This window comes from Caenispirillum bisanense (assembly GCF_039523075.1).
Classification (GTDB): Bacteria; Pseudomonadota; Alphaproteobacteria; order Rhodospirillales; family Rhodospirillaceae; genus Caenispirillum; species Caenispirillum bisanense.
Map to the genome: position 1 here is coordinate 1 of NZ_BAAAEP010000057.1, position 26,118 is coordinate 26,118.

Annotated in this window: 28 protein-coding genes and 1 pseudogene; 15 read left to right on the top strand and 14 right to left on the bottom strand. The window is 70.4% G+C overall.

Annotation, left to right across the window (positions count from 1 at the left end):
* Positions 1–269: 269 nt before the first annotated feature.
* Complete coding sequence (locus ABD056_RS19275) at positions 270–752, bottom strand: NAD-dependent epimerase/dehydratase family protein (protein ID WP_343869382.1); 483 nt, start codon at positions 750–752, stop codon at positions 270–272.
* The gene (rfbC, locus tag ABD056_RS19280; protein ID WP_343869384.1) at positions 749–1,324 is read right to left on the bottom strand and encodes a dTDP-4-dehydrorhamnose 3,5-epimerase; all 576 of its coding nucleotides are present in this window, start codon (positions 1,322–1,324) and stop codon (positions 749–751) included. The genes ABD056_RS19275 and rfbC overlap by 4 nt, the downstream gene beginning before the upstream one ends.
* A 148-nt stretch (positions 1,325–1,472) precedes the next feature.
* Between rfbC and cas10 the strand changes: the two genes are divergently transcribed.
* Genes cas10 through ABD056_RS19315 form a run of 7 tightly spaced genes read left to right on the top strand, consistent with a single transcriptional unit; the run spans position 1,473 to position 7,161 of the window.
* On the top strand, positions 1,473–2,846 hold the full coding sequence (cas10, locus tag ABD056_RS19285; protein WP_343869386.1) for a type III-B CRISPR-associated protein Cas10/Cmr2: 1,374 nt from the start codon (positions 1,473–1,475) through the stop codon (positions 2,844–2,846).
* Positions 2,843–3,316, top strand: a complete 474-nt coding sequence (locus tag ABD056_RS19290) for a type III-B CRISPR module-associated Cmr3 family protein (RefSeq protein WP_343869388.1) — start codon at positions 2,843–2,845, stop codon at positions 3,314–3,316. The genes cas10 and ABD056_RS19290 overlap by 4 nt, the downstream gene beginning before the upstream one ends.
* Positions 3,279–4,121 (top strand): type III-B CRISPR module-associated Cmr3 family protein, encoded by an 843-nt coding sequence (locus tag ABD056_RS19295; RefSeq protein WP_343869389.1) that lies wholly within the window; start codon positions 3,279–3,281, stop codon positions 4,119–4,121. Before ABD056_RS19290 ends, ABD056_RS19295 begins: the two co-directional genes overlap by 38 nt.
* Entirely contained in the window at positions 4,118–5,020 is a 903-nt protein-coding gene (gene cmr4, locus ABD056_RS19300; RefSeq protein WP_343869391.1) for a type III-B CRISPR module RAMP protein Cmr4, read from the top strand. Before ABD056_RS19295 ends, cmr4 begins: the two co-directional genes overlap by 4 nt.
* 55 nt (positions 5,021–5,075) lie before the next feature.
* Complete coding sequence (locus ABD056_RS19305) at positions 5,076–5,483, top strand: type III-B CRISPR module-associated protein Cmr5 (protein WP_343869393.1); 408 nt, start codon at positions 5,076–5,078, stop codon at positions 5,481–5,483.
* Positions 5,480–6,322 (top strand): type III-B CRISPR module RAMP protein Cmr6, encoded by an 843-nt coding sequence (gene cmr6 / locus ABD056_RS19310; protein WP_343869395.1) that lies wholly within the window; start codon positions 5,480–5,482, stop codon positions 6,320–6,322. Before ABD056_RS19305 ends, cmr6 begins: the two co-directional genes overlap by 4 nt.
* A gap of 17 nt (positions 6,323–6,339) precedes the next feature.
* On the top strand, positions 6,340–7,161 hold the full coding sequence (locus tag ABD056_RS19315) for a hypothetical protein (protein WP_343869397.1): 822 nt from the start codon (positions 6,340–6,342) through the stop codon (positions 7,159–7,161).
* Positions 7,162–7,178: 17 nt separating this feature from the next.
* Here the strand turns inward: ABD056_RS19315 and ABD056_RS19320 are convergent, their stop codons facing one another.
* From ABD056_RS19320 to ABD056_RS19340, 5 genes are read right to left on the bottom strand one after another with little or no spacing between them, the layout of a single operon-like run.
* Positions 7,179–7,736: a hypothetical protein gene (locus ABD056_RS19320; RefSeq protein WP_343869399.1), complete on the bottom strand. Its 558-nt coding sequence runs from the start codon at positions 7,734–7,736 to the stop codon at positions 7,179–7,181.
* Positions 7,733–8,263 carry a hypothetical protein gene (locus ABD056_RS19325; RefSeq protein WP_343869401.1) on the bottom strand — a complete coding sequence of 177 codons (531 nt, stop codon included), beginning with the start codon at positions 8,261–8,263 and terminating at the stop codon, positions 7,733–7,735. Before ABD056_RS19325 ends, ABD056_RS19320 begins: the two co-directional genes overlap by 4 nt.
* Positions 8,260–9,240, bottom strand: a complete 981-nt coding sequence (locus ABD056_RS19330; protein WP_343869403.1) for an NrtA/SsuA/CpmA family ABC transporter substrate-binding protein — start codon at positions 9,238–9,240, stop codon at positions 8,260–8,262. The genes ABD056_RS19325 and ABD056_RS19330 overlap by 4 nt, the downstream gene beginning before the upstream one ends.
* A complete protein-coding gene (locus ABD056_RS19335; protein ID WP_343869406.1) occupies positions 9,225–10,010 on the bottom strand; it encodes an ABC transporter ATP-binding protein in 786 nt (261 codons plus the stop codon). Before ABD056_RS19335 ends, ABD056_RS19330 begins: the two co-directional genes overlap by 16 nt.
* A gap of 5 nt (positions 10,011–10,015) precedes the next feature.
* Positions 10,016–10,813 (bottom strand): ABC transporter permease, encoded by a 798-nt coding sequence (locus tag ABD056_RS19340; protein WP_343869409.1) that lies wholly within the window; start codon positions 10,811–10,813, stop codon positions 10,016–10,018.
* A 131-nt stretch (positions 10,814–10,944) separates the two neighbouring features.
* On the opposite strand from ABD056_RS19340, the gene ABD056_RS19345 reads away from it, so the two are divergent.
* From ABD056_RS19345 to ABD056_RS19375, 7 genes are all read left to right on the top strand, one after another.
* Entirely contained in the window at positions 10,945–11,793 is an 849-nt protein-coding gene (locus ABD056_RS19345) for a DeoR/GlpR family DNA-binding transcription regulator (RefSeq protein ID WP_343869433.1), read from the top strand.
* Entirely contained in the window at positions 11,790–12,884 is a 1,095-nt protein-coding gene (locus tag ABD056_RS19350; RefSeq protein ID WP_343869411.1) for an ABC transporter ATP-binding protein, read from the top strand. The genes ABD056_RS19345 and ABD056_RS19350 overlap by 4 nt, the downstream gene beginning before the upstream one ends.
* Before the next feature lie 64 nt (positions 12,885–12,948).
* Positions 12,949–14,238 carry an ABC transporter substrate-binding protein gene (locus ABD056_RS19355; protein WP_343869413.1) on the top strand — a complete coding sequence of 430 codons (1,290 nt, stop codon included), beginning with the start codon at positions 12,949–12,951 and terminating at the stop codon, positions 14,236–14,238.
* A 76-nt stretch (positions 14,239–14,314) separates the two neighbouring features.
* Entirely contained in the window at positions 14,315–15,190 is an 876-nt protein-coding gene (locus ABD056_RS19360; protein ID WP_343869416.1) for a carbohydrate ABC transporter permease, read from the top strand.
* Positions 15,187–15,996 (top strand): carbohydrate ABC transporter permease, encoded by an 810-nt coding sequence (locus tag ABD056_RS19365; RefSeq protein WP_343869417.1) that lies wholly within the window; start codon positions 15,187–15,189, stop codon positions 15,994–15,996. Before ABD056_RS19360 ends, ABD056_RS19365 begins: the two co-directional genes overlap by 4 nt.
* 81 nt (positions 15,997–16,077) lie before the next feature.
* Entirely contained in the window at positions 16,078–18,660 is a 2,583-nt protein-coding gene (locus ABD056_RS19370; protein WP_343869419.1) for a response regulator, read from the top strand.
* Positions 18,661–18,724: 64 nt separating this feature from the next.
* Positions 18,725–19,261: a YqhA family protein gene (locus ABD056_RS19375; RefSeq protein ID WP_343869420.1), complete on the top strand. Its 537-nt coding sequence runs from the start codon at positions 18,725–18,727 to the stop codon at positions 19,259–19,261.
* 18 nt (positions 19,262–19,279) lie between these two features.
* Here ABD056_RS19375 and ABD056_RS19380 read toward each other — a convergent pair whose 3' ends face one another.
* The 5 genes from ABD056_RS19380 to ABD056_RS19400 form a co-directional block, all read right to left on the bottom strand.
* On the bottom strand, positions 19,280–19,516 hold the full coding sequence (locus ABD056_RS19380; protein WP_343869421.1) for a hypothetical protein: 237 nt from the start codon (positions 19,514–19,516) through the stop codon (positions 19,280–19,282).
* Positions 19,517–19,521: 5 nt separating this feature from the next.
* Complete coding sequence (locus ABD056_RS19385; protein WP_343869423.1) at positions 19,522–19,935, bottom strand: hypothetical protein; 414 nt, start codon at positions 19,933–19,935, stop codon at positions 19,522–19,524.
* An 83-nt stretch (positions 19,936–20,018) separates the two neighbouring features.
* Positions 20,019–20,378 (bottom strand): hypothetical protein, encoded by a 360-nt coding sequence (locus ABD056_RS19390; protein ID WP_343869425.1) that lies wholly within the window; start codon positions 20,376–20,378, stop codon positions 20,019–20,021.
* Positions 20,375–22,882 carry a cytochrome c oxidase subunit I gene (gene ctaD, locus ABD056_RS19395; RefSeq protein WP_343869427.1) on the bottom strand — a complete coding sequence of 836 codons (2,508 nt, stop codon included), beginning with the start codon at positions 22,880–22,882 and terminating at the stop codon, positions 20,375–20,377. The genes ABD056_RS19390 and ctaD overlap by 4 nt, the downstream gene beginning before the upstream one ends.
* Positions 22,879–23,715 (bottom strand): cytochrome c oxidase subunit II, encoded by an 837-nt coding sequence (locus tag ABD056_RS19400; protein WP_343869429.1) that lies wholly within the window; start codon positions 23,713–23,715, stop codon positions 22,879–22,881. The genes ctaD and ABD056_RS19400 overlap by 4 nt, the downstream gene beginning before the upstream one ends.
* Before the next feature lie 210 nt (positions 23,716–23,925).
* Between ABD056_RS19400 and ABD056_RS19405 the strand changes: the two genes are divergently transcribed.
* Positions 23,926–24,507, top strand: coding sequence for a DUF2231 domain-containing protein (locus tag ABD056_RS19405; protein ID WP_343869430.1), 582 nt, complete (start codon positions 23,926–23,928; stop codon positions 24,505–24,507).
* A 125-nt stretch (positions 24,508–24,632) separates the two neighbouring features.
* Here ABD056_RS19405 and ABD056_RS19410 read toward each other — a convergent pair.
* Both ABD056_RS19410 and ABD056_RS19415 read right to left on the bottom strand, forming a co-directional pair.
* A pseudogene (locus tag ABD056_RS19410) lies at positions 24,633–25,028 on the bottom strand (CopD family protein); the annotation flags it as partial.
* The gene (locus ABD056_RS19415; RefSeq protein ID WP_343869432.1) at positions 24,983–25,792 is read right to left on the bottom strand and encodes a cytochrome c oxidase assembly protein; all 810 of its coding nucleotides are present in this window, start codon (positions 25,790–25,792) and stop codon (positions 24,983–24,985) included. The pseudogene ABD056_RS19410 and the gene ABD056_RS19415, both read right to left, overlap by 46 nt.
* Between the last annotated feature and the right edge of the window lie 326 nt (positions 25,793–26,118).

The following is a 26,118-nucleotide window of genomic DNA, read 5'->3' on the forward strand; positions in this document are numbered from 1 at the left end:
TTTCCACGCCGATCAGGCCGGTGCAGGGGTCAAAATTCCACGCCGTTTTCCACGCCGCAGGATCGCACCCGTCTCTCCGGGCTTGGCTTTGTCGAGCTCAGCGAGGATCGCCAGCTTGTAGGCTGCCGTGAACGTGCACCGCCGTGCCTTCATCGCCACCTCCGGATCCGGAGGTGGCGATGAAGGCACGGCCCCATCAACTGCAAAAGTAGGCACAGCCTTCGACATCGCTCACATCCCCCTGCGTCCTGCTCATTAAACGGCACCCATCAGAGTGTCGCAAGAACCTTGGCACAGAGGGGCGTTCCGGGGCCGGATACGGCGGTAGTAGCCCGCCCTCGGGAGGCCGAGCGCCAGACACCGCGTCGTAGGACGGCTTCCAGGCCGGCCGCATGATCATCGACAGCCAGCCAGTCGCTCAGTTGGTTGCCAGATCCGTAGACGGGCTGCGGCTTACCACCGAGCGCATTGAGCAACATCAGCGGGATCAGCTTCTCGGGGAATTGGTAAGGGCCGTAGGCGTTGGTGCACACCATGACTGGCAGTCTGTAAGTGTGGACCCAGGACAGGGCCAGATGGTCGGCGTAGACGAAGGCCGCGAAACCGCCGCGCTTCAGGTCATCGACAGTCGCCATGCTGGCGGCGTAGGTGGGCGCGTCCAGAACCACCACCCGCTCTCCGGGCTTGTTCAGCCGGGGGGCGAGCGCCGAGCCGATGAAGCCGCCGGCGCCAGTCAGCTGCAGCACGGTCATGCCAGGCGCTCCCGCATCTGGGCGAAGGACGGCAGGGCGGCGTCCTTCGCCGACAGGATGGCCTGCGCCGGGTCGACCGGCCACGGCAGGGCAAGGTCTGGGGCGTTCCACCGCACGCCGACCTCGGCATCGGCGCTCCAGGGGGCGGAAACCTTGTAGAAGACGTCCGTGTCGTCTTCGAGCGTCACGTAGCCGTGTAGGAAGCCGTCCGGTACGAGAATCTGGGTGCCGCTCGCCGCATCGAGCCGCGCCGCAGCGAAGAGACCAAAGGTGGGCGAGCCGGACCGCACGTCCACTGCGACGTCCCAGATGGCCCCGCGCAGGCAGCGCACAAGCTTCACCTGCCCGTGCGGCGCGATCTGCATGTGCAGGCCCCGCACGGTTCCCGCCCTGGCATTGTGGACGTGGTTGTCCTGCACGAAGTCCGTGGTGACGCCGGTCGCCGCAAAAGCAGTCGGGTTCCAGCTTTCACTGAACCAGCCGCGGGCGTCGGCAAAGCGCGGTGGCGTCAACAGGAGGACCTCAGGAAGGGCGCCCGGCGGGCAAGGCATGCATTCGATGCGACGGCTCATGGCGACGACGGTCCAGCAACGGGATGTCAGATTATATGCCTTTGCCGTAGCACAACGACCACACGCCGCGCCAGCGCCTCTGCCTTGGCTGATGGCGTATGGCTCGAATCCGGCCAAGGCGGCAGCGCTCCGGAACCTCAGGAAGGCCGTGGCCGACCTGCGCAAGCAGGCCGCGGCGGAGGGGATCGCCGCGCCCGGAAAGCGCGTGGCCATTCTCCATCTGGACGGCGACCGCATGGGGAAGCTGCTGGCCGGTGACGCCGATGCCATCGGCGCCCGCTGGCGGGATGTGCTGCACCCGGAAACCCTGCGGCGCCTGGAGAGGAACGAGTATCTGGGCAAGGCCGGATGGGCCGATCTGGTCCACCAGAAGCGGCTGATGGGCCCGTCCCTGCACGCCTTCATCAGCCGGGCGCTGGGGACCTTCAGCCACCACATCGTGCCGTGGGTGGTGGAGCAGGAGTTTTCCGGCCGCCTCATCTATGCCGGTGGTGACGACGTGGTCGCCATGGTGCCGGCAAGCGAGGCGGTGGACCTGGCGGCGCGGTTGCAGCAGCTGTTTTCCGCCGCCTGGGTGGTGGACACCCAGCCGGAGGTGCAGCCGTGGAGCTGGCGCTTCCCCGGCGCCGCCGCAAGCTACAGTCAGCCCAAGGCCCGCGACCGCTTCGTGATCCCGCTGCCGCCGGGTTGGGACGGGAAGGAGCCGATCCGCCTCAACCACCCCGACCAGCGGGTAGCCACGCATGCCGGGGGGAAGGTCGATGAGGTCGTGCGTGCCTATGACGTTGGCGCCGTGGTCGGGCAGCTGATGCCGATGCTCGGCACCGCCGCCAGCCTGTCGGCCGGTATCGCCATCGCCCACTACAAGACGCCGCTCGGAGGGCTGGTGGAGCGCTCCAAGGATCTGGAGAAAATGGCGAAGCGGCAGGGGCGTGGGGCGCTGGCGGTGGGGCACGCCTCCCGCGGCGGCATCAAGACCGGCTTCTCGCTGCCGTGGAAAGCCGCCGGGCAGAGCGTCGCGGCGGTGCCGTCGGCGCAGATCGTCCTGCGGCGGGTTGTCGAGGGCTTCGGCTCCGGGCTGCTGCCGGGCCGGCTGCCCTACAAGCTGCGGGACCTGGCCCCCTCCCTTGGCGGTGCCCTGGCGGCGTTGCGGGGAGAGGCGGACGCGGGCCTCTTCCGCAGAGCGGTTGAGCAGCTGCTGGAAAGGGACACCGCCTACCAGGCCGCGAACAAGGATAGCGAGAAGGTTGATCTCCTCGCGAAGGAGATCGAGCGCCTGCTCAGGGGGCTGTTCGAGTCATGCCTGGAGCGGTCGCAGCAGACTCACGATGCCGACGAAGTCATCGCCGCTGCCTTCACGGTCTGGAAACGAGGTGTTCTGGTCACCCTGCCTGACGGTGGGAAGGCGACCTCGGACTGTGAGCGGAAGGCGGCCAAGCTCAGGGCGGAACAGTTCACCCACGGCCTGCTGGTGTGCCGGGAGCTGGCCCGTGGCGATGCCGACGGGGAGGATGAGGCATGAGTACGATGACCGCCGTTTCCTTCCTGATCGAACCGGCCGAGGCGGTGGCCTTCGGCCCCCCCAAATCCTCGGTGGCGGGGGAGGCGCACCACATCCGGTCGCAGTTTCCGCCGTCGCCGCGCACGGTGCAGGGGCTGATCCGCACGCGCCTGCTGCTTGGCGCCGAGCCACGACCGGACCTTGGCAACCTGGCGGCGGCGCCGGCCATTGCCGCCCTGGTGGGACCGCCGGAGGCGCTGCCGGAGGGGTGGCAACTGCGCGGGCCGTTCCCCGCTGCGCTGGTGCCGGCCCCGCCCGAGGTCGCGACGGACCCCGACGAGGCGGGGCAGGTGCTGTCGCCGTGGGTGCCGGCCCCGCGCTTCCTGCTGGGGCGCGGCAAGCATGGCGATGCCACGCGGTCCCGGCCGATGTTCGTCCGCCGCATCACTTCGGTTGCGCATCCGATGCTGTCGGACCTGGGCGAGCGATGATGCGCCGTGCCTCGGTCGGCCGGACATCGGTGACGCCAAGCCGCTCGACGGTTGGCTCAACCCCACCAACCTGCGGTTCGCCCTTGAAGGCGAGCAGGTCGGCGGCGAGAGGAGGGCGTGGCAGACCGGCGGCTGGGCCAGGCAACGCCCCTGCTTCGTGTGGTTGGAGCGACAGCCGGGGCTGGCCATCGACCTCTTGACGGGCACGGCGCAGGCCGACGCGCTGTTCTTCACTGAGGCCTTGCGCTTCAAGCCTGGCAGCGGCCTGTTCTGCTCCCTGACCGGTCGCCTCGCCCCTGGCCTGAGGGCGGCGGCGCTGGAGCAGGGGGCCGTCTCGGCGGGCCGCAAGGGCCGGCTCGCCTGCTTCCGCCCGGCGCCCTCGGTACACCCTGACTGGCTGCATGTGATGGACGGCCGCCACCTGCCCGACGCGGTGGAGGGAGCGGACGAGCGGTTCTGGCTGCTGGCGATCACTCCTGCCCATCTGCCGGACCCCCGCCGGCCCCTCGCCCGGACCTCGTGGCCCGACGGGGTGGAGGTGGTGGTGGAGGCCGCCCTGACCGGAAAGCTGGAAGCCATGGGCGGGTTCGACATCACGTCGGGCCGCCCGCGGCCGAACCGCATGTACGTACCGGCCGGCAGCGCCTGGCTGATCCGCCTCCGCGGCGGCTCGCCGGATAGCCGCGCTGCCGTCCTGCGCGCCCTTCATGACCGCCACCCCCTGGGAGACCCGGCGGAGGCCGCCATGGGCTTCGGCCATACCCTGGTGGGGCGCGGACCGCTGACAACGGAGCAGGTAGCATGAGCATCTGGAACAACACCGCGGTGCTGGGGCTGTATTCCCTGTCGCCGCTGCATTACGGCACCGGCCAGACCTCGGGCGCCGTCGATCTGCCCATTGCCCGCGACACCGCCACCGGCATTCCGGTGCTGCCGGCCAGCGGCATCAAGGGGGTGGTGCGCAGCGTGATGGCCGATGCGCTGGATGAGCAGGCGGTCAAGCGCCTGTTCGGGCCGAAGCTGGAGGCGGGGGGCGAGGATGGCCTCTCGGTCGGCGCCCTGTCGTTCACCGAAGCGCGGCTGCTCGCCTACCCGGCCCGCAGCCTCAGCCGGCCGTTCCTGCATGTCACCTGCCCGCTGGTGCTGGAGGCGCTGGCACGCACCCTGCGCGCCACCGGCGCCGACCGCGTGATCGACGCCGGGGCGCTGGACCTTCCGGCCGGTACCGGCGCCCGGCTTGCCGATCAGGCACTGGCTGCCGGCGCGCTGGTGCTGGAGGATCTGATCTATGCCGAGTCCGAGGTCCGGCATGATCCGGCGGTGCGCAAGATCGGCGATCTGCTCGCCAACCTGCTGCCGGCGGACGAATCCGCCACCCGCGAGCGGCTGCGCAGCGGCCTGGTGGTCATCCCCGATGCAGACTTTACGGCTCTCATGGAATCGGCGGTGCCGGTGCAGGCGCGGGTCAAGCTGACCAGCGGCAAGACCACCGGCACCTATGGCGGTGAGACAGGCAACCTCTGGTACGAGGAAGTGCTGCCGTCCGACTGTCTGTTCGCCGCCCTGATCGGCGAACGCCGGGCGCGGATGATGCCAATACGGCCGACCTGGGAAGGCTCTCCGACGCCGAGGAGCAGCTGCGCGTGCTCCAGATCGGCGGCAACGAGACGGTGGGCCATGGCCTCTGCCTCGGTACGCTGCTGACCGCGCCGGTCAGGGCGGAGCGGAAGATGTCGGGCCTGGTCGGGGAGGGGTGGTGATGATGCTGGCGTCTGACAGAAAGCGCGATCTTGGACTGCGCCGTGCCACCTTCGCCTTCCGAAAGGTGAATGCCTGGTCCCCCAGTTGGGCTGGGGAGGCGCGGGCTCTGGTGCAGGGATTGCCGGTGCAGGTGCGTTCGCAGGGACTGCTCGTCACCGTCGGCGTCCTTGCCGGCCGCTCCGGATCGGCGGGCACCGAGCTTGCTACCCTGGTGGCGGAGTGGGTGCTGGGGGAGGATCTCGGCCTGCTTCATGCGCCGGGGGCGTCGGTGACGGTGGAGGATCTGCTCAAGGTGCTGTCGGTTGTCAGCCGTGCCGAACATGTCGCCGCCCAGCGGGAGACGATCCTGCTGCTCGATCAGGTCAAGGTATTCGCCAAGGCCCTGGCGCCGCGAGGTGCCGCATGATCGGCCGTCCGCTCACACCCGGCGGTGTCGACGGGTTCAAGGCTGTGGAGGCCCGTATAGGGTCGCCGTCCGCCAACCAGGGCCTCGTGTGGGACCGCTACCTGCCGTTGTGGTCGGGCTACGACAGCCGGCCGTCAATGAATGGCGGCGGGATGACCCTGAAGAGGGCCCTGGATGATCTGGTCAAACGGCACAAGGATGCGGAGAAGCAGGCGGCGGCCTGGATGAAGGAGCGTCTGGCGCGGCGGCAGCGGGCGCTGGAGCAGCTGGAGCAGAACACCGGCCGCACCCTGCGGGTGATCAAACTGCGCACCCAGGGCCGCTTCGCCACCGGCCTCGGCGCCGATCATCCGTCGGAGAACGGCTTCAGCTTCGACCCGACCACCGGCCTGCCGGTGATCGCCGGCTCCGGCATCAAGGGGCTGTGCCGGCGCGCGGCGGTGTTGCAGGGCGCGCGCGAGGAAGACTGCCTCCGCTGGTTTGGTCCCGAGACCATAGCGGCGGATACCGATGCCGGCTGCGGCTCCGTGACCTTCTTCGATGCCCTGCCGACGGCTTGGCCGCGGCTGGCCGTGGACATCATCAACAACCACCATAGCGACTATTACGTCGGCAAGGGGAAGGGCAAGGATCAAGTGAGACGAGGACCGCCGGTAACCGCGAACCCGGTGCCGGTCTACTTCCTGACGGTCGAGAAGGGGGCGGAATTTTCTTTCGCGCTGTTGGGGCCGGCGGAGGACGTTGAGGCCATGGAAGAGATCCTGCGCCTGGGGGCGGAATGGCTCGGCCTCGGCGCCAAGACCGCCGCTGGCTACGGGCGCCTGGATCCCGTGCCATGAGGAAGGTAAGGGCGGTTGTGGAGCGCCTTTCCTCATGGTTTGGGGTTTTTGCTGGCTTGGCCTTCCTGTCCGTCGGCGGCGGCTGGTTGTCGGAGGGCTTGAGATCGGTGTTCCCTGAAAGCGATCTACTCTCGGTGATTTTGGGATCTGTGGCCCTGGTCCTGGGGATGGGCTTCCTCAGTGTCTCAGGTCGCCGCCTTATCGTTCGGGTTGCCGGGGAGGTCGCCGAGGCGGAGCGGAATCACCATACGCTGATAATGGGTCTTTCGCGCGTGTCAGCCGACCAGGTGGAAGAACTGGAAAATCTATCGTTTGAAAACGTCGATAAGTTTAAGGGGAAGGTCAACAATCCCTGGCAGCAGAACCTTCGGATGATCTGGCATCATATCGAGACGGGAGGGGGGAGGCGCCGTAAGTACCTTAAGCGCATCTATGTGCTTCCATCATTGGAAACCTCCAGCTTTAAGGTTGGGGGCCAACATTTGCCGGATGTGTTCAAGGGAATTGTCGAGAGGATGCTGAGCGAGATTGCGACCGGGCAAGTGTCGCGCGTTGAGGTGGCAATCGCGCAACCGGTTGACTATAAGGATGTGAACCAGGTTCTGAATTCAGTAAATGGTTTGATCGCCAAGGCTCGAAAAGAAGCCGGACCCCGGTGGTGGCCAGGGAGTGGCGGGGCCAGGACCTGTGTCGATTTTACCTCCGGCACCAAGTTGTTCAGCTTGGCGGCAGGCGTCGCTGGCCTACAACCTGGTGTGACGGTGGGGTATGTCGATAACGATGGCAAATCCACCGTGTGGGAGGGGCGCGTAGGGTTGGCTGATGACCCCACCAAATGACCCCCGCGCCCACTGCCTCACCCCTCCGCCGGCAGGGTCACGAACAGGGCGGCCGGGGGATTGGCCATGACGGTGGTGGCCAGGCCCTCCTTCAGCTCGGTCCAGCGGGTGTGGTCCGCTGCGGTCATGTTCGGGGTCTTGCTGCGGCGGCCGAGGGCGATGAACTCCGCTCCGATGGCGCCTTCCACCAGGGCGAGGCGGCAGCGGCGGCCGGCGATCTCCACCTCGAAGTACATGCGGCCGACCACGCCCTCCGGCCCCGGTACGTCGGCGGTGGTGTCGACGCGGTAGGCGTCGCGGGTCACGGCGCGGGTCACCAGTTCCACCGCGTCGCGCAGGCCGGGGCCGGGGAAGGCGGTGAAGAAGGTGATGTCGGCGCGGTCGGGCGGGGCGTCCGCCGACAGCAGGGCGAAGGCGTGCTGCAGCAGGCGGAAGCCGAGCGCCGCCCCGCCGATGCTGGTGCGGCCATGATAGGCGACGCAGGCCGAAAACGGGATGTGCAGCACGGTGCCGTTGTCGACCACGGCGATGGTGTCGGCGGCACTGGTGTCGGCGGCGGCGGTTTGGTCGCTCATGGGGCGATCTCCTGGCTGGCGAACAGGGCGTCATCGGTGGCCGCCAGCAGGCGGGCGATGAGCTGGTGCTTGAAGGCGATGTAGGCCTGCTGCTCGGCGGCGGTGCCGGCGCCGTCCTGGAAGCGGGTCACCATGTCGATGAACGGCGCCTCGAAGAACCCCGGCCGCGGCCAGTAGGCGCGGGCGCGGTCCCCGACGGCGATCTCGAAGTAGAACCGGCCGGCCGGGGCCGGCGGGGCCACGGCCGGGCCGAGGCTGGTGTCGACCACCAGCCGGCCGCCGGAGCGGGCGCGGGCGATCATCTCGATGCAGTCGTGCACGCCCTCGCCGGGAAAGGCGGTGCGCACCCGGATGCTGTCGCGCAGCGGCGGCGCCGCCGGGCTCAAGTCGGCGAAGGCCCGGCGGAACAGGCGGAACGACAGGGCGCAGGCGATGATCTGCGACGGGCCGGCGTACTTCAGCAGGTCGTCCCGGCCGATGGCCAGGACTCCCTCCCGCTCGGCGACGCTGAGGAAATGGGGCGTCACTGGCCGGCTCCGCTGGTGGTGGTGGTGGTGGCGAGGGCGCCGGGCAGCAGCAGGGCCGGGATGTCCACCTCGCCCTGCAGCATGTCGTTGGCCTTCAGGAAGGCGAGGTCGTCGGCGATGCTGGCGACGTCGTCCGGCCGCAGGGTGTCGGTGAAGTTGCTCCACGCCGCCAGCTTGCGGGCGTCGTCCAGGCTGATGCCCTGTTCCTCGGCGCCCAGCGCGATGGCGTCGTCGGCATGGGCCGCGATCCAGGCGGTGGTATCGCGGTGGACCTTCAGCACCCGCTCCAGCAGCTCCGGGTGGTCGGTGGCGAAGGCGCGGCGCACGCCCACCACCAGCACCGGGTTGATGAGGCCGTCGGCGGTGGCGATGGTGCGGGCGCCGGCCTCCTCCGCCTTGATCTTCAGGCTGGCGGCCAGCAGGGCGGCATCCACCTGGCCGGCGATCACCGACGCCTGCGCCTTCGGCAGGTCCATGCCGAGGAACTCGACGTCGGACAGGCTCATGCCCTCGGCCGCCAGGGCGGCGGCCAGCAGCTGGTGCAGCACGGTGCCGCGCGGGCCGGCGACCTTGGCGCCCTTCAGCTCGGCGACGCTCTGCGGGCCGCCGGCGCGGGCGACGATGGCATAGGTCTGCGACGGGCGGCTGACGCCGGCGGCGATGGCCACCGGGTTGCCGCCGGCATTGGCGAGCAGGATGGAGGTGGTGTTCATCACCCCGCCGATGTCGAGCGAGCCGGCGGCCATGGCCTGGGCCTGATGGGCGCCGGAGGTGATGTCGTGCCAGACGACCGTGATGCCGTCCTTCTCGAACTCCTTCTCCAGCAGGCCCTGCTTGCGCATGACCATGCTCTGCAGGTTGAAGGGCGACTTGACGTAGGAAATGTTGATCTGTTCCGGCGCCGCCGCCTGGGCGGCGGAGGCAAGGCCGGCCGCCACCAGGACGGCGGCCAGGGAACGGCTCAGGGTACGCAGCATGGATCGTGCTCCGTGGAGGGGTGGTGAGAGGGACGGCCGAGGATGCAGTCGGTGATGCGCAGCCCCGCCGCCGCCAGACGCGGGTCGGCGGGAGTGCGCGGGTGCGGCGCGTGGATGGGCTCGTGGCGGACGATGCGGCCGTCGGCCATGATCGCCACCGTGTCGGCCAGCCGCACCGCCTCGGCGATGTCGTGGGTGACCAGCACGGTGGTCAGCGGCCGGCGCAGGCGCAGGGCGGCGAACTCGTCGTGCAGGCGGCTGCGGGTGAGGGCGTCGAGGGCGCCGAAGGGCTCGTCCAGCAGCAGGATGTCGGGGTCGCGGCACAGCGCCCGGGCCATGGCGGCGCGCTGCGCCATGCCGCCCGACAGCTGATGCGGCCAAGCCTCGGCGAAGTCCGCCAGCCCGACGGCGGCCAGCGCCCCGGTCACCCGTGCCTCCGCCTCCGCCCCCGTGCACTGGCGGCGCAGGGCGAGCAGCAGGTTGGCGCGCACCGTCTTCCACGGCAGCAGGCGCGGTTCCTGGAACACCATGCCGATGCGGCCGCGCGGCCGTTCGCGCCCGTCGGCGGCGACGAAGCGCAGGGTGCCGGCGTCGGGGCGGTCGAGCCCGGCGATCTGCCGCAGCAGGGTGGTCTTGCCGCAGCCGCTGTGGCCGACGATGGCCACCAGCGCGCCGGCCGGCACGGTCAGGTCGACGGCGCGCAGGGCCGCGATGGTGCGGCCGGCAACGGTGAAGCGGCGGCTGAGGCCGGTGATCAGCAGTCCGGTCATGGCGCTCATCCTCCCATCTGGGCGGTGGCGGCGCCGGGCTCGCCGTGCCGCCAGGGGGCCAGCCGGTCGGACAGGCGGCGGAACAGCCAGTCGCTGGCGGCGCCCAGGGCGGCGATGGCGACGATGCCGACGAACACCCGGTCGGTGCGCGCCATCTCGCCGGCGTCGATGATGAGGTAGCCGAGCCCGGCCGAGGCGGCGATCAGCTCCGCCCCCACCAGCGCCCGCCAGCTGTAGCCGAAACCCAGCCGCAGACCGGTGATGATGGCGGGCAGGGCGGCCGGCAGCAGCACGTGCAGGGTGCGCTCCGCCGGCGTCAGGTCCAGGGTGTGGGCCAGTTCCAGCAGGCGGCCGTCGGCGTCGCGCAGGCCACCGAGGGTGTTCATGAACACCGGGAAGAAGCTCGCCAGCACCACCACCGCCAGCTTGGAGGCCTCGCCGATGCCGAGCCACAGGATCAGCAGCGGCACCAGGGCCAGCGGCGGGGTGACGCGCATCACCTCCAGCACCAGCCGCAGGTGGTCGTGCAGGCGCGGCAGCAGGGCGCAGAGGATGGCCAGCGGCAGCGCCATCGCCACCGTCAGCGCGAAGCCGGCGCCGACACGGGCGAGGCTGGCGGCCACATGCCCGGCCAGGTCGCCGCGCGTCAGCAGGTCGGCGGCGGCGCGGGCGACGGCGGCCGGCGACGGCAGCAGGTAGGCGTTGGTCCATCCCGCCGCCGAGGCCACCGTCCAGGCGGCGAGCAGGGCGAGGGGCAGGACCAGGGGGCGCAGGGCGGGGCGGATGCGGGTGCGGCTGATCATGATTATGCGAATGAGTTGCATACTCACTTGCTGCCGCCAAACCGCCATTCTGTCAATGGGAATAGCGCCTGCCACTGCTCGCTGTGTCACGAAAACGAAAAGAAACGAAAACGGGAAGTTCACTGGTGAACATGCGGCCGCTGCGGCATCCCTTGCGCATGATCGAAAGCGAACGTCACAGCCAGATCCTGGACCTCGTCCGCAGCCACGGCTTCGCCGAAGTGGCGATGCTGGCGGCGCGCTTCCAGGTGACGCCGCAGACCATCCGGCGCGACATCAACCGCCTGGCGGCCGAGGGCCTGGTGCGCCGGGTGCACGGCGGCGCCGGCGCGGTGGAGCCGCAGCGCAACCTCACATACGAAAGCCGGCGGGTGCTCAATCATGCCGCCAAGCGCCGCATCGCCGCCCTGGTGGCGGCGCAGGTGCCGGCAGGCGCCACTGTCTCCGTCGGCATCGGCACCACGCCGGAGGAAGTCGCCCGCGCCCTGCCGCCGCGCCCCGGCCTGCGCCTGCTGACCAACAACGTCAGCGCCGCCTGGCACCTGACCTCGGCCCATCCCGAGGTGGAGGTGACGCTGGCCGGCGGCCGCCTGCGCGACCGGGTGGTGGTGGGCGACGATGCCGTCGCCTTCTTCCGCCGCTACACGGTGGATGTGGCGGTGTTCGGCGTCGGCGGCATCGACGACGGCGGCGGGCTGCTCGACTTCGATACCGACGAGGTGCGCGCCCGCCTCGCCATGGCCGAGAACGCCCGCGCCACTTTTCTGGTGTTCGACGCCAGCAAGATCGGCCGCAAGGCCTTCGCCCGCGGCGGCTGCCTGACCGAGGTCAGCGCCATCTTCACCGACGCCCCCCTGCCGCCGCCGCTGGCAGCCCGCGCCGCCGCCGCCGGCGTGCCGGTGCATGTGGCCGCCGATGCCATAACCACCACCACCACCACCGCCGCCATTCCGTTCCAGCCCGAGGACATTTCCGCATGACCGCCGCCGTCAGCCTGGACGCCGTCGCCAAACGCTGGGGCGAGACCGTCGCCGTGCAGGACATCACCCTGACGGCGGAGGCCGGCCGCTTCCTCACCCTGCTCGGCCCGTCGGGCTGCGGCAAGTCCACCACCATGCGGCTGATCGCCGGGCTGGAGGAGGCGAGCGCCGGCACCATCACCATCGGCGGCCGCGACGTCACCCGCCTGCCGCCGGCCAAGCGCGGCGTCGCCATGGTGTTCCAGTCCTACGCCCTGTTCCCCCACCTGACGGTGCGCGAGAACCTGCTGTTCGGCCTGAAGATCCGCCGGGTGGCGGCGGCGGAGAGGCAGCGGCGGCTGGACCGGGTGGCCGGGCTGCTGTCCATCGCCCACCTGCTCGACCGCAAGCCGGCGCAGTTGTCGGGCGGCCAGCAGCAGCGGGTGGCGCTGGGCCGGGCGCTGATTTCCGAAACCGGCATCTGCCTGATGGACGAACCGCTGTCCAACCTGGACGCCCAGCTGCGCAACGACATGCGGCGGGAGATCCGGGCGCTGCAGGAAAGCCTGGGCATGACCATGATCTACGTCACCCACGACCAGTCCGAGGCCATGAGCATGTCGGACCAGGTGGTGCTGATGAACCACGGCGGCATCGAGCAGATGGGCGCGCCGGCCGAGATCTACGCCCGCCCGGCCAGCCTGTTCGCCGCCCGCTTCATCGGTGCCGCGCCCATGGACCTGGTGCCCCTGGCCGGCGGCCGCATCGCCGGCAGCGGCGAGGGGCCGGCGGTGGCGCCGCAGGCGGCGGCCGGGTCGCTGATCCTCGGGCTGCGGCCGGAGGACGTGCGCCTGTCCGACGGCGCCGAGGGCCAGCCCGCCGCCGTCGCCGCCTGCGATTACCTGGGCGCCGACACCCTGGTCAGCTGCCGGGTCGGCAGCGGCGACCATCGCCTGACCGCCCGCCTGCCGGGCCACCACCGTCTGGCGCCGGAAACGCCGGTGCGGCTGCAGTGGCCGGCGGCGGCGCAACACCTGTTCGACGCGGAGAGCGGCCGCCGCCGCGTCGAGTTCGATGCCCCCGTGGCGGCCGCCCGCGCCGTGCCCGCCTGAGGGGCGGCCGGCCCATTCCTCATCCATCCTCCACCTCCCCCCGCAGAGTGAGAGAGACGACCCCATGACCTTCTTCCGCAACACCCTGGCGGCCGCCGCGCTCGCCACCGGCGTCGTCACCGCTGCCGCCCCGGCGGCGCTGGCGGCGACCGAGCTGACGTTCTACTACCCGGTGGCCGTCGGCGGCCCGATCACCAAGCTGATCGACCAGTACGTCGCCGACTTCCATGCCGAGCACCCGGACATCCGCATCAACCCGGTCTATTCCGGCAGCTACCAGGACACCATCACCAAGGCCCTGACGGCGGTGCGCGGCGGCGATGCGCCGGAGCTGGCGGTGATCCTGTCCACCGACATGTTCACCCTGATCGACGAGGACGCCATCGTTCCCTTCGACGATCTGATCCAGGGCGAGGCGCAGGCCAAATGGCTGGGCAGCTTCTACCCCGGCTTCATGGAAAACAGCCAGACCGGCGGCAAGACCTGGGGCATCCCCTTCCAGCGCTCCACCGTCGTCATGTACTGGAACAAGGAGGCCTTCAAGGAAGTCGGCCTTGATCCCGAGGTGCCGCCGCAGACCTGGGCCGAGATGACCGAGTTCGCCCACAAGCTGACCAGGCGCGAAGGCGACGTCACCAGCCGCTGGGGCGTGCAGATCCCGTCGTCGGGCTTCCCCTACTGGCTGTTCCAGTGCCTGACCACCCAGAACGACGCCATCCTGGCCAATGCCGAGGGCAACAAGACCAACTTCGACGACCCCAAGGTGGTCGAGGCGCTGCAGTACTGGGTCGACCTGTCGGTGAAGGAAAAGGTCCATCCGCCGGGCATCGTCGAGTGGGGCACCACGCCGAAGGACTTCTTCGAGGGCAAGGTCGCCATGATGTGGACCACCACCGGCAACCTGACCAACGTGCGCACCAACGCGCCCTTCGAGTTCGGCGTCGCCATGCTGCCGGAAAAGGCCCGTCGCGGCAGCCCGACCGGCGGCGGCAACTTCTACGTCTTCAAGTCGGCCGATGAGGCGCAGCGCAAGGCGGCGCTGACCTTCGTCGAGTGGATGACGACGCCGGAGCGCGCCGCCCAGTGGGGCATTGACACCGGCTATGTCGCCGTCCGCCCCGATGCGTGGGAGACCAAGGCCATGCAGGACTACGTCGCCGGCTTCCCCGCCGCCGCCGTCGCCCGCGACCAGCTGCCGCACGCCGTCGCCGAACTGTCGACGCACGAGAACCAGCGCGTCACCAAGGCGCTCAACGACGCCCTGCAGGCGGTGCTGACCGGCGCCGAGCAGCCGGAGCCGGCGCTGAAGAAGGCGCAGGCCGAGGCCGAGCGCATCCTGCGCGCCTACCACTGACCTGTCCCGGCTCCGGCGGACCCGGTCGCGGTCCGCCGGAGCCTCTTCTTTTCCCTTCCGCTTGTACGAGGCTTCCATGGCGCGCCGGATGGTGCATCTCTACGGCTGGATGCTGGTGTTCCCGGCGGTGGTGCTGCTGGCCGCCTTCACCCATGTGCCGGCGGTGGCGACCCTGTGGGCGTCGCTGTTCACCACCGCCCGCCCCAACCGGCCGTCGCGGTTTGCCGGCCTGGATGCCTACCGGGCGATGCTCGACGATCCGGTGTTCTGGCAGAGCCTCGCCAACAACGCCGTCTTCGCCGCCGCCACCATTCCGGCCTCGGTCATCCTGGCGCTGGTGATGGCGCTGCTGGTGAACGGCCGGCTGCGCGGGCGGGCGGCGGTGCGGGTGGCGTTCTTCACCCCGACCGTGCTGCCGATGATCGCGGTGGCCAACATCTGGCTGTTCTTCTACACGCCGTCCTACGGCCTGCTCGACCAGATCGCCGGCCTGTTCGGCCTGCCGGCCACCAACTGGCTCGGCAGCCGGGAGACGGCGCTCGGCGCGGTGATCGCCGTGGCGGTGTGGAAGGAGGCGGGGTTCTTCATGATCTTCTACCTCGCCGCCCTGCAGCAGATCCCGCAGTCGCTGCGCGAGGCGGCGGCGCTGGAAGGCTGCGGCCGGTGGACCTTCTTCCGCCGCGTCACCCTGCCGCTGATCATGCCGACGACGCTGTTCGTGCTGATCAATGCCATCATCAATGCATTCCGCATGATCGACCACATCATCGTCATGACCCGCGGCGGGCCGGACAACACCACCAGCCTGTTGCTGTTCTACATTTACGAGGTCGGGTTCAAGTTCTGGGACACCGCTTACGCCGCCGCGCTGACGGTGGTGCTGCTGGTGATCCTGGCGCTGGTGGCGCTCGGCCAGTTCGTCATCCTCGACCGCAGGACGCACTACCGATGACCCGCCCCGTGCCGCCGCTGGAAACCCTGGCCGCCTGGCTGCTCGGCCTGATCTGGGTGCTGCCGCTGCTGTTCGCGGTGTGGACGGCCTTCCACCCCACCGCCCATTCCGCCAGCTTCGGCCTGACGGCGCCGCTCACCCTGGAGAACTTCCCCCGCGCGTGGGAGGCGGCGCCGTTCGCCCGCTACTTCCTCAACACCATGATCCTGGTCACCGGCATCCTGGTCGGCCAGCTGGTGCTGTGCACGCTGGCCGCCTATGCCTTCGCCCGCTTCCGCTTCTTCGGCGCCGACGTGCTGTTCGTGCTGGTGCTGGTGCAGCTGATGATCATGCCCGACATGCTGATCGTCGAGAACTACGCCACCATGCGCAGCCTCGGGCTGGTGGATACCATCGCCGCCATCGGCCTGCCCTACATCGCCTCCGCCTTCGGCATCTTCCTGCTGCGCCAGACCTTCAAGACGGTGCCGGCGGAACTGGACGATGCCGCCCGCATCGAAGGCGCCGGTCCGCTGCGGGTGCTGTGGCATGTCTATGTGCCGCTGGCGAAGCCGGTCTACATCGCCTATGCGCTGGTGTCGGTCAGCCACCACTGGAACAACTTCCTGTGGCCGCTGATCGTCACCAACAGCGTCGAGACGCGGCCGCTGACGGTCGGCCTGTCGGTCTTCGCCTCCACCGACCAGGGCATCGACTGGGCGGTGATCTGCGCCGCCACGCTGATGACCTCGGCGCCGCTGCTGGTCGCCTTCCTGCTGTTCCAGCGCCAGTTCGTGGCGAGTTTCATGCGCGCGGGGATTCGCTGACGGTGTAAAGTACAACCCTCGCGGACCCACCGCCCCCGGGGCCGCGTTTCTGAGGGTGTTCAACCGTCGCGAGGGTCGCGCATGCCGTTGTGGAAGCTGAAGCGGGCCTCGACCGCCATCGTCCTCATCGCGACGCTCTTCGTCCTTGCGACGCTGCTGGTGCGCAGCCTCTTCCTGTGGGTGGAATACCGCGAAGCCATCGCCAACGCGGAACTGGCCAGCAGCCGCCTTGCCAGCCTGACCGACGAACACGCCCAACGCACCATCCAGACCGCCGCCCTGGTCACCCGCATCGTGGCCGAGACGGTGGAGCGCGCCGGCGGCGTGCGCGCCTTCACCGGCGAGTCCGCCCACGCCATGCTGCGCGAACTGGCCGACATGACCCCCGGCAGCTACATCATGGTCACCGATGCCGCCGCCCGCCCCACCGCCAGCGGCACCACGCTGGAGCCGCCGGCCATCACCCTGGAGGACCGCGAGTGGTTCCAGGCCCATGCGGCGGGCCAGGACATCCACGTCGGCCGCGCCATCTTCAGCCGGGTATCGGCGGAGGTGCTGTTCACCTTCTCCCGCGCCATCCGCGCCCCCTCCGGCATGTTGCAGGGGACCGTGCAGGTGGCCATGCAGCCCCACTTCTTCCAGGACGTGGTGGCCGATTCGTCCTTTCCCGGCCAGACGGTGGCGGTGTGGAACCTGCATGGCGATGCCATCGCCCGCACCGGGCTGGACCGCGACACCGTCGACACCAGGCTGACCCCGTCGGACCTGCGCCGCATCCTCGACGGACCGGCGGGCAGCTTCATCGGTCCGTTCGGCGGCGAGCGGGCGGTGGTGTCCTACCTGCGGGTGGCGGAATGGCCGCTGGTGGTGACGGCGGCCATCCCGGTCGATGCCGCCTTCCAGCCGCTGCGCCGCAGCCTTTACCTCAGTGTCGCCCTGCTGGTGCCGCTGACCGCCGGGGTTCTGGGGCTGGCGCTGGTCGGCCTTCGCCTGAGCCGGCGGGAGGAACAGCTGGCGCGCGACCTCGGCGTCACCAATACCGCCCTCACCCGCGCCCGCACCAGCCTGGAATCCCAGGTCACCGAGCGCACCGCCGAACTGGCGGCGACCAACATCCGCCTGACCGAGAGCGAAGCCAAGCTGCGCGGCATCTTCGACACCGCCTACCAGTTCATCTGCCTGCTGTCGCCCGGCGGCACGGTGCTGGAGATCAACCGCACGGCGCTGGATTTCCTCGGCCTGCCGAAGGCGGAGGTGGTGGGCCGGCCGCTGTGGGATCTGCCGTTGCACAACGGGGGTGATCTGCGCGACCGCCTGCGGGCCATGGTCGGTCTGGCGGCGGAGGGCGCCTTCATCCGCGAGGAAATCGCCATCCGCTCCACCGCCGGCCGGGTGACGCCGGTGGACTTCTCGCTGAAGGCGGTGCGCGACGACGACGGGGCGGTGGTGGCCCTGGTGGCGGAAGGCCGCGACATCGCGGCCCTGAAGGATGCCCTCGCCCAGCTGCACGAGGCGCAGAAAGTGGAGATGCTGGGCCACCTGACCGGCGGCGTGGCGCACGACTTCAACAACATCCTCATGGCCATCCTCGGCAACCTGGAACTGCTGCGCAAGCGCGCCGCCCACGACCGCGACGTCCAGCGGCTGGTGGATGCGGCGGTGCAGGGGACGGAGCGCGGCGCCCTGCTCACCCAGCGCCTGCTCGCCTTCGCCCGCCGCCAGGATCTGCAGCCGGTGGCCTTCGCGGCGGATGATCTGGTGCTGGGGCTGGAAGCGCTGCTGCGGCCGACCATCGGCCCGACCATGGAGCTTGTCTTCGACCTGCCGGGGGGGCTGCCGCCGGTCCACGCCGACCGCAACCAGACCGAGCTGGCGCTGCTGAACCTGTGCGTCAACGCCCGCGACGCCATGCCCGTCGGCGGCCGCATCCGCATCGGCGTGCGCGCCGTGGCCGCCGACGATCCCGGCCGGCCGGCGGGACTGCCGCCGCGGCCCTTCGTCTGCATCGCCGTCACCGACACCGGCACCGGCATGGACGAGGCCACCGCCGCCCGCGCCACCGAACCGTTCTACACCACCAAGGGGCCGGGCAAGGGCTCCGGCCTCGGCCTATCCATGGTGCAGGGCACGGCGGCCCAGTCGGGCGGTACCTTCCGCCTGCACAGCCGGGTCGGCGAGGGCACCACGGCGGAAGTCTGGCTGCCGGTGGCCGAAGGGGCGGCGGCGGCGACGGTCCGCCGTACCGCCGGTGTCGCACCCGGCGGCGGCGATCCGGTCGGGCCGGGCCGGTCCCGCAGCGCCCGCATCCTGGTGGTGGACGACGACCTGCTGGTGCTGATGGGCACCACCGCCCTGCTGGAGGACATGGGGCACGAGGTGCTGGAGGCCGCCTCCGGCCCCGAGGCGCTGGAGATCGTGCGCGAGGAGCCGGAGCTGGACCTCGTCATCACCGACTACGCCATGCCCGGCATGACCGGCTTCGACCTCATCCAGGCCCTGCGGGAAGACCGGCCGGGCCTGCCGGTGATCCTGGCCACCGGCTATGCCGAACTGCCGCCGGCGGCGGAACAGGTGCCGTTCAGACTTTCAAAACCCTACCGCAACCACCACTTGGCAGCCATGCTGAGCGAGGTGCTGGACGGCGAGACGCCGCCGGTGCCTTGACTCGGCAGCGGGGCAGAGGCGACCATGCCCCGCATCGCACAAGGGCTATCGGAGCGGCAGGACCGTGTCACGGTGGGAGAAGATGGCGGCCGGCATCGAACGCGGCCTCTACGTCAGCCGCTGGCTGCAATTGCCGTTCCTGATCGGGCTGCTGGTGGCGCTGATGGTACTGGCGCTGCAGTTCGGCCTGTCGATCGTCGACACGCTGCTCGAATTCCGCGCCATGACGCGGCGCGACGCCATCCTGCTGACGCTCGACCTCATCGACATGGTGCTGATCGCCAACCTGGTGGTGATGGTGGTGCTGAGCGGCTACCAGATCTTCATCACCGGCGTCGGCTCGCCCAGCAACCCCGATCACAAGACCTTCAGCTTCGACGAGGCGGCGGGACCGCTGAAGTTCCGCATCGCCACCACCATCGTGCTGATCTCCACCATCCACATGCTGCATGCCTATCTCGACAGCACGCCGCTGGAGCCGGACATGGTGGTGCAGCTGGCGGTGTTCCAGACGCTGTTCCTGCTGACGGCGGTGGTGCTGGCGGTCATTCACCGCATCCTGCCGCAGAAGACGCGGCCGGGGGCGCCGCCGCCGGAATGACCGGCCGCCGCCCCGGCCTCAGCCGCGGCGGAAGGTGTTGTCGATCAGCCAGCCGAAGATGTAGCCGCAGCCGCCGAACAGCACGTTGCTGAACACGAACCCGGCCAGCACGTCGCGCAGGTGCAGCGGCACGACGGCGCTGGACGGCACCGCGAAGGCCATCACCATGGCAACGGCCCACAGCAGCCAGGCGGCGGCGAGGCCGAACAGGGTGAACCTCCAGCGCACGGGCAGGGCGGACAGCGTGGCGATCATGGCGGTCAGCCTTTCTTCTTCTGGATGACGAAGGGGGTGCGGCCGCCGTCGGCATCGAGGGTCATCACCTGGCCGGGATCGACGTCGACGACGGTAAGGCCGAGCACGCCGCGCGGCCGCTTGCGGATCAGGTACTTGACGAACTCGGCGGGAACGGCGCCTTCCAGCCGGAAGCCGCTGATGCGGCCGGCGAGGCAGGGGCCGCCGCCGGCCTGCACGGTGGCGGCGGTGGCGGAAGCGGCGGGGGCGGGCTCCACCTCGAAGCCGCCGGTGGTCAGCTGGCCGCGCCAGGCCTCGGCCTCGGCGGTGCAGGCGGGGGCGGCGGCGACTTCCACCACCGGCGGCTGGGCGACGGTCACCAGCGTCAGGCCGATCCACCCGACGGCGGCGGCGAGCGGCAGCAGGACGATCTTGCGCATGGGGTCGGTCCCGGTTGCTGTGGGATGCGGAAGCCCTACCTTGCCGCCGCCGCCCCGCCGCCGCCTTAACCCTCGTCAAGTCGTCAGGCGCAGGTGGACAGCAGCACGATGGGGGCACCCGTCCACAGGGTGGTGACCAGCCCCAGCACGGCGATGGCCACGGCGCTGACCTGCAGGAAGCGGCGGTTGTCCGGCTCCGTCGCCGGCCGGGCGCGGAAGCGGCGCACCGTCCAGGCGATGAGGGCGGCGTGGGCGATGATGTGGACCAGCCAGCCGGCGGCGGTGGCGGCATGCCACAGCGGCAGGCCGAACGGCCGCGGCGTCTCCCACCCATAGGCGCAGCCGAGCGAGAATAGCGCATAGACCGTGCTGAAGGCCGAGGCCCAGACCATGAACCCGGCCACCACGGCGATCAGCACGGCAAAGGATGCGGCGTCCCTCATGATCCGGCCATCCTTGGCAGCAGGTGGATGACGGCGAGCGTGACCAGCCCGGTGCCGGCGGTGTAGCTCCACCAGATGACGGCGGCCCGCACCTCCACCGCCCGCACCGCCGACAGCCAGCCGGCCCGGCCGCGGGCGAAGGCGTGGCCGGTGAACACCACCGCCAGCACCGCATGCACCGCCATGTAGGCGCCGGCGAAGGCATTGACGGCGGCATAGGCGTGATCCTGCACCGGCGGCGCCAGCATTGCCGGCACGACGGTGAAGCCGGCCGCCGCGATCAGGCCGCCGAGGCTCGCCAGCAGCAGCCACGCCTGCCGGCCGAGGTCGCGGCCCTGGCGGTTGACCTGGGCCGCCCGCAGCACGCCGGCGAAGCCGAGGCCGAGGCCGGTCAGCGTCACCAGCGGGCTCGCCCAGTCCACCGGCACGAACACCGGCGGCGGCCAGTTGGGCGCCACCACCCACAGGAACAGGTATCCGAACACCAGCGAGGCGAACAGCGTGCCGTTGGCCGCCAGCAGGAACACCAGCCCCCACAGCGACGGCGGCATGGCGGCGGCCGGGTGCGGCACGGCGGTGGCGCCGCAGCCGATGTCGAGCGGGCCCGGATCGCGCTTCAGCCCGCCGTCCCACACCCACATCAGGGCGCAGACCAGCACCGCCGCCAGGCCCAGCAGCGACAGCAGGTAGGTCTTGGCCAGCAGCCCACCGAAGAACACGGCGGCGGCGATGGCGGTGTAGAGCGGCACCCAGGTCGGCCCCGGCAGCAGCAGCACCTGCTCCGGCTTGCCGTCGAGCATGCTGACCACCAGCGTCTCGCGCCAGCCGTTGCGCGGGGTGGCGAGCAATCCGCGCCCGGCCTGCAGGTCGTCTTCCAGCTGCGGGTCGTCGTGGACCGGCGTGCGGCTCTTCACCCACGGCAGGCTGCCGATGTTGTAGGTGGGCGGCGGCAGCGGCATGGCCCATTCCAGGGTCTCGGCGTTCCACGGGTTGCGCGCCGTGCGGCGGCCGGTGCGGATCTGCAGCACCACGTCGAGGATGAACAGGGCGAAGCCAATGGCCATGATGAAGCCGCCGATGGACGACGTCAGGTTCAGCCACGTCCAGCCGACATCGGGGGCGTAGGTATAGACCCGTCGCGGCATCCCCAGCAGTCCGGTCAGGTGCATGGGCAGGAAGGTGACGGTGAAGCCGACCAGGATCAGCCAGAACACGATGACGCCGACGGTGCGGCTCGCCGTCCGGCCGGTGAAGTGGGGCAGCCAGTAGTAGGCGGCGGCCAGCGCCGGGAAGATCTGGCCGCCGATCAGCACATAGTGGAAGTGGGCGACCACGAAGTGGGTGTCGTGGACCTGCCAGTCGAACGGCACCACCGCCACCATGACGCCGGTCAGCCCGCCGATCACGAAGGTGAAGAAGAAGCCGTAGACGAACAGCATGGGCAGGTCCATGCGCGGTCGCCCCTTCAGCAGGGTGGCGAGCCAGGCGAAGAACTGCACCGATGTCGGCAGCACCACCAGCAGACTGGCGGCGGAAAAGAAGCCCAGCGCCAGATGCGGGATGCCCACCGTGAACATGTGGTGCACCCACAGCCCGAAGCTGATGAAGCCCAGCGCCACGATGCTGCACACGATCCAGGTGTAGCCGACCAGCGGCCGCCCCGCCATCACCGGCAGGATGGTGGAGATGATGCCCGCCGCCGGCAGGAAGATGATGTAGACCTCCGGGTGGCCGAACAGCCAGAACAGGTGCTGCCACAGCAGCGGGTCGCCGCCGCGGGTGGGGTCGAAGAACGGCCAGTCGAAGGCGCGCTCGATCTCCAGCAGGATGCTGCCGAGGATCAGCGGCGGGAAGCCGATCACCATCATGGCCGCCGTCACCCACAGGTACCACGCCAGGATGGGCATGCGGTTGAGCGCCATGCCGGCGGTGCGCACCTTCAGGATGGTGGCCATGAACTCCACCCCCGCCGCCACCGCCGAAACCTCGACGAAGGTGACGCCGATCAGCCACACGTCGGCATTGATGCCGGGGGTATAGGCGCTCGACGACAGCGGCGTGTACATGAACCAGCCGGTATCGGGCGCCATGCCCACCAGCAGCGAGCCGACGACGATGATGCCGCCGAACAGATAACACCAGTAGGCGAAGGCGCTGAGGCGCGGGAAGGCCAGGTCGCGCGCCCCCAGCATCTTCGGCAGCATGTAGATGGCGAAGCCCTCGATCACCGGAATGGCGAACAGGAACATCATCACCGTGCCATGCATGGTGAAGAGCTGGCTGTAGACCTCCGGCCCGACGAAGTCGTTGCCCGGCATGGCCAGCTGCGCCCGGATCAGCATGGCCAGCACGCCGCCGATGAGGAAGAACACGAAGGCGGTGACCATGAAGCGGATGCCGACCACCGTGTGGTTCACCGCCGACAGCGACCGCCATCCGGGCGGCGCCCCCCACAGGGACGCCAGTTCCTGCACCTGCCGCTGCCGGGTCGGGTCGAGACTCATGGGCGGGTGCTCTCCAGGTACGTGATGATGCGGTCGAGGGTGTCGTGGTTGACGGTGGTCGGCGGCTTGCGGCTGCCTGGCTTGATGTCGGGATGGTCGAGCAGCCAGCGCCGCAGGTCGTCGGCCCCGGCGTAGGGGGCGCCGCCGCCCAGCTGGCTGCGCAAGGCCAGGGCGGCGAGGTTGGGACCGGGGCCGCCGCGCTGGCGCGGGTCGACGCTGTGGCAGGCGGCGCAGTGCTCGGCAAAGTCGGCGGCGCCGGGCAGGGCGGGGTCGGGCGCGGTGGCGGCCAGCGCCTCCAGCCGCGCCGCCAGCTCCGCCGCCGGCAGGGCGTGGACGATGAAGCGCATGTTCAGGTGCTGGTTGCCGCAGAACTCGGCGCACTGGCCGGCATAGGTGCCGGGGGCGTCGGCCGACAGCCGCATGAGGTTGGTGCGGCCGGGAATGGCGTCCATCTTGCCGGCCAGCCGCGGCACCCAGAAGCTGTGGATGACATCCTGCGACTCCAGCGCCACCAGCAGCGGCTCGCCGGCCGGGATCAGGGCCTCGCCGGCGCCGTAGAGCGGGGCGCCGCCGACGTCGGGATAGGTGAACTCCCACCAGAACTGATGGCCGCGCGCCTCCAGCTGGAACAGGGACGGATCGTCCTCCGCCGCCAGACGCTCGCCGACCAGGCTCCACACCATCAGGGCGAACAGGGTGACGAAGGGGAACAGCACGCCGCCACCGATCAGCATGGCGCGCTCCGACACCCCATGGCCGCGCCGGTTGCGGCGCAGGGCATAGAGGGCGGTGCCCATGATGCCGGCCAGGATCAGCACCGACCCCGCCAGCATCACCCACCACAGCAGGGCGACATGCTGCGCCTGCCCGCCGGCCGGGTCGAGGGTCGACAGCGGGCCGCTGCAGGCTGTCAGGGCGGCGGCGGTGACGGCGGCCAGGGCGGCGCGCGTCGGGCGGACGAACGGGCGCGGTGCTGCCCGCGTTCGCTGTGCGACGGCGTCCCCGCCGTCCGCCGCCGCCCCGTGCAGGAGAGCCCCGCCCCCATGCCCGACCTCAGCAAGCCGATGGAACCGCCCGACCTGCAGCCCATTGCCTCCAAGATCGCCATTGCCGGGCATCCGCTGCATGCCATGCTGGTCACCTTCCCCATCGCCCTGGTGGCGGCGACGCTCGGCTGCGATGCCTTCTACTGGTGGACCGGCGACCCGTTCTTCGCCCGCGCCTCGGTATGGACCAGCGGGTGGGGCTTCGTGCTCGGCATCGCGGCGGGCGCGGTCGGCACCCTGGAACTGCTGGCGGTGCGCGGCATCCGCCATCGCGGCGAAAGCTGGAGCCACGCCGTCGCCGCCATGCTGATGCTGGCGGTGATCGGCGCCAACTGGGGCCTGCGGCTGGCCGGCGGCGAGTCCGTCATTTTCCCCTGGGGCCTGTTCCTGTCGGGCCTCGGGTTCGTGGCGGTGGGCATCGCCGGCTGGCATGGCGGGAAGCTGGTGTTCGAGCATCAGATCGGCATCATGGTGGCTGAGGACGGGGACGAGGAGGATGCGGCGGTCGACGAGGACGACGCTGCGGCCGCGGCCGCCTCGGGCGGCGGCAGCGGCGGTGCTGCCAGCGACAGGGTCTGAACCGCCAGCGGCTGGTGCAGCCACCACGGCAGGAACTGCGTGCCCACCGCCGGCTTGGCGAGCACCAGCCACAGGACCGCCAGGATCGCCCCCAGGCTGCCGCCCAGCACCGGCACCAGGCGCCAGGCCGGCGGCTGCCAGTCGTGATCGCGCGCCACCCGCATCACCACGCGCCCGATCTGCAGGTGCGCCACCGCCATGACCCCGACCGCCGCCAGCTTGAGGAACAGCCAGGGGTGAAAGACGGTGGCGGCGAAGATCAGGGCGATGCCGCTGCCGATGGCGATGAAGGCCGCCGGCGAGACCATGAACACGAAGGCGCGGCGGTTGGCGATGCGGATGCGGCGGCGCTCCGGCTCGTCATCGGGCGCGGCGCGGCGCAGCAGCATGGCCGGCAGCGCCACCAGCCCGGCGCACCAGAACACCAGGGCGGCGATGTGCAGGGCCTTCAGGTAGGTGACCAGGGCGACACTGCTCACGCCGCACCGTCCCGCTCCTGGAGCTGCCGGCGGTTGAGCCATCCCGCCAGCGCCAGCAGGCCGGCCACGGCATAGGGCACGCTGCCCGGCACCCACATCACCAGCCCCGCCAGCTGCTGGTCCTCCAGCGGCGTCAGGCCCCAGTCGGCGGTGGTCAGCAGGTGGAAGGCATAGAGCGGCTGCGGCGCGAAGGTCAGGATGGCGCCCAGCAGGCCCATCTGCGCCATGAAGGTCACCAGCGTCAGCAGCACCGCCGGCACCGCCTCCCGCCGCCGCGCCAGGGCATCCCAGAACAGCAGCGCCGAGCCGAGCAGCGACAGTTCCATCAGCCAGTAGAGCGCCGGCGACGCCAGCGCCCAGGCATAGGGCAGCGGCGCATGCCACAGCCACAGCAGGGCGGCATGGATCAGGGTGGCGGCGGTGAGCGACAGGCGCGGCGGGGCGCCGTCGGGCCGCTCCGGCACCAGCAGGCGGGTGGCGCCGCCGGCCACCAGCAGCGGCGCGGCGACGGCGATCATCAGCATGTGATGGCCGATGCGGGCAGAGAACAGCGACGACGACAGGGCGCACAGCGGCGACACGAAGGCGAGGACCAGCACCGCATGACCGGCCGCCAGCGCCAGCGCCTCGCGCCGGTCCGGCGGCGCCAGCCCGGCCCGCCGCCGCAGGGCGGGGGCGAAGGTGGCGGCGGCGAAGGCAGCCAGCCCCAGCAGCAGCCAGGGGTCCAGGTTCCACGTCGCCCACAGGGCCACCGGCGCCACGCCGGGTCCGCAATAGGGTGCGAAGGTGGCCGGTTGCGCAAACATGGCCGCTGCTCCCTCTCTCTTCCGCGCTGGTGCTGGTGCTGGTGCCGGTGCCGATGTCCCCCCTGCTGAACGCGGTACCCGCCGTGGGGTTCCTGTTTCGGTGGAGGGAGGGCCGCCGCCTGCAACGGGAAAGGCCCGGCTCCCTGGGGGGAGCCGGGCCTTGGTTTGTTTTTGTCCTCAGGCGCCGGGCGCGGCCTCCGGCCGCTTGGCTCACGCCGCTGCGCGGCGGCGCGCGGTCGCGCTTGCCCCCTGCGGGGGTGGTTTGTTTTGTGGTCCCTTGTATGTCTTGCCCAGCGTCGGCAGTAAGCTGCGCGAGGCTGGTGAAG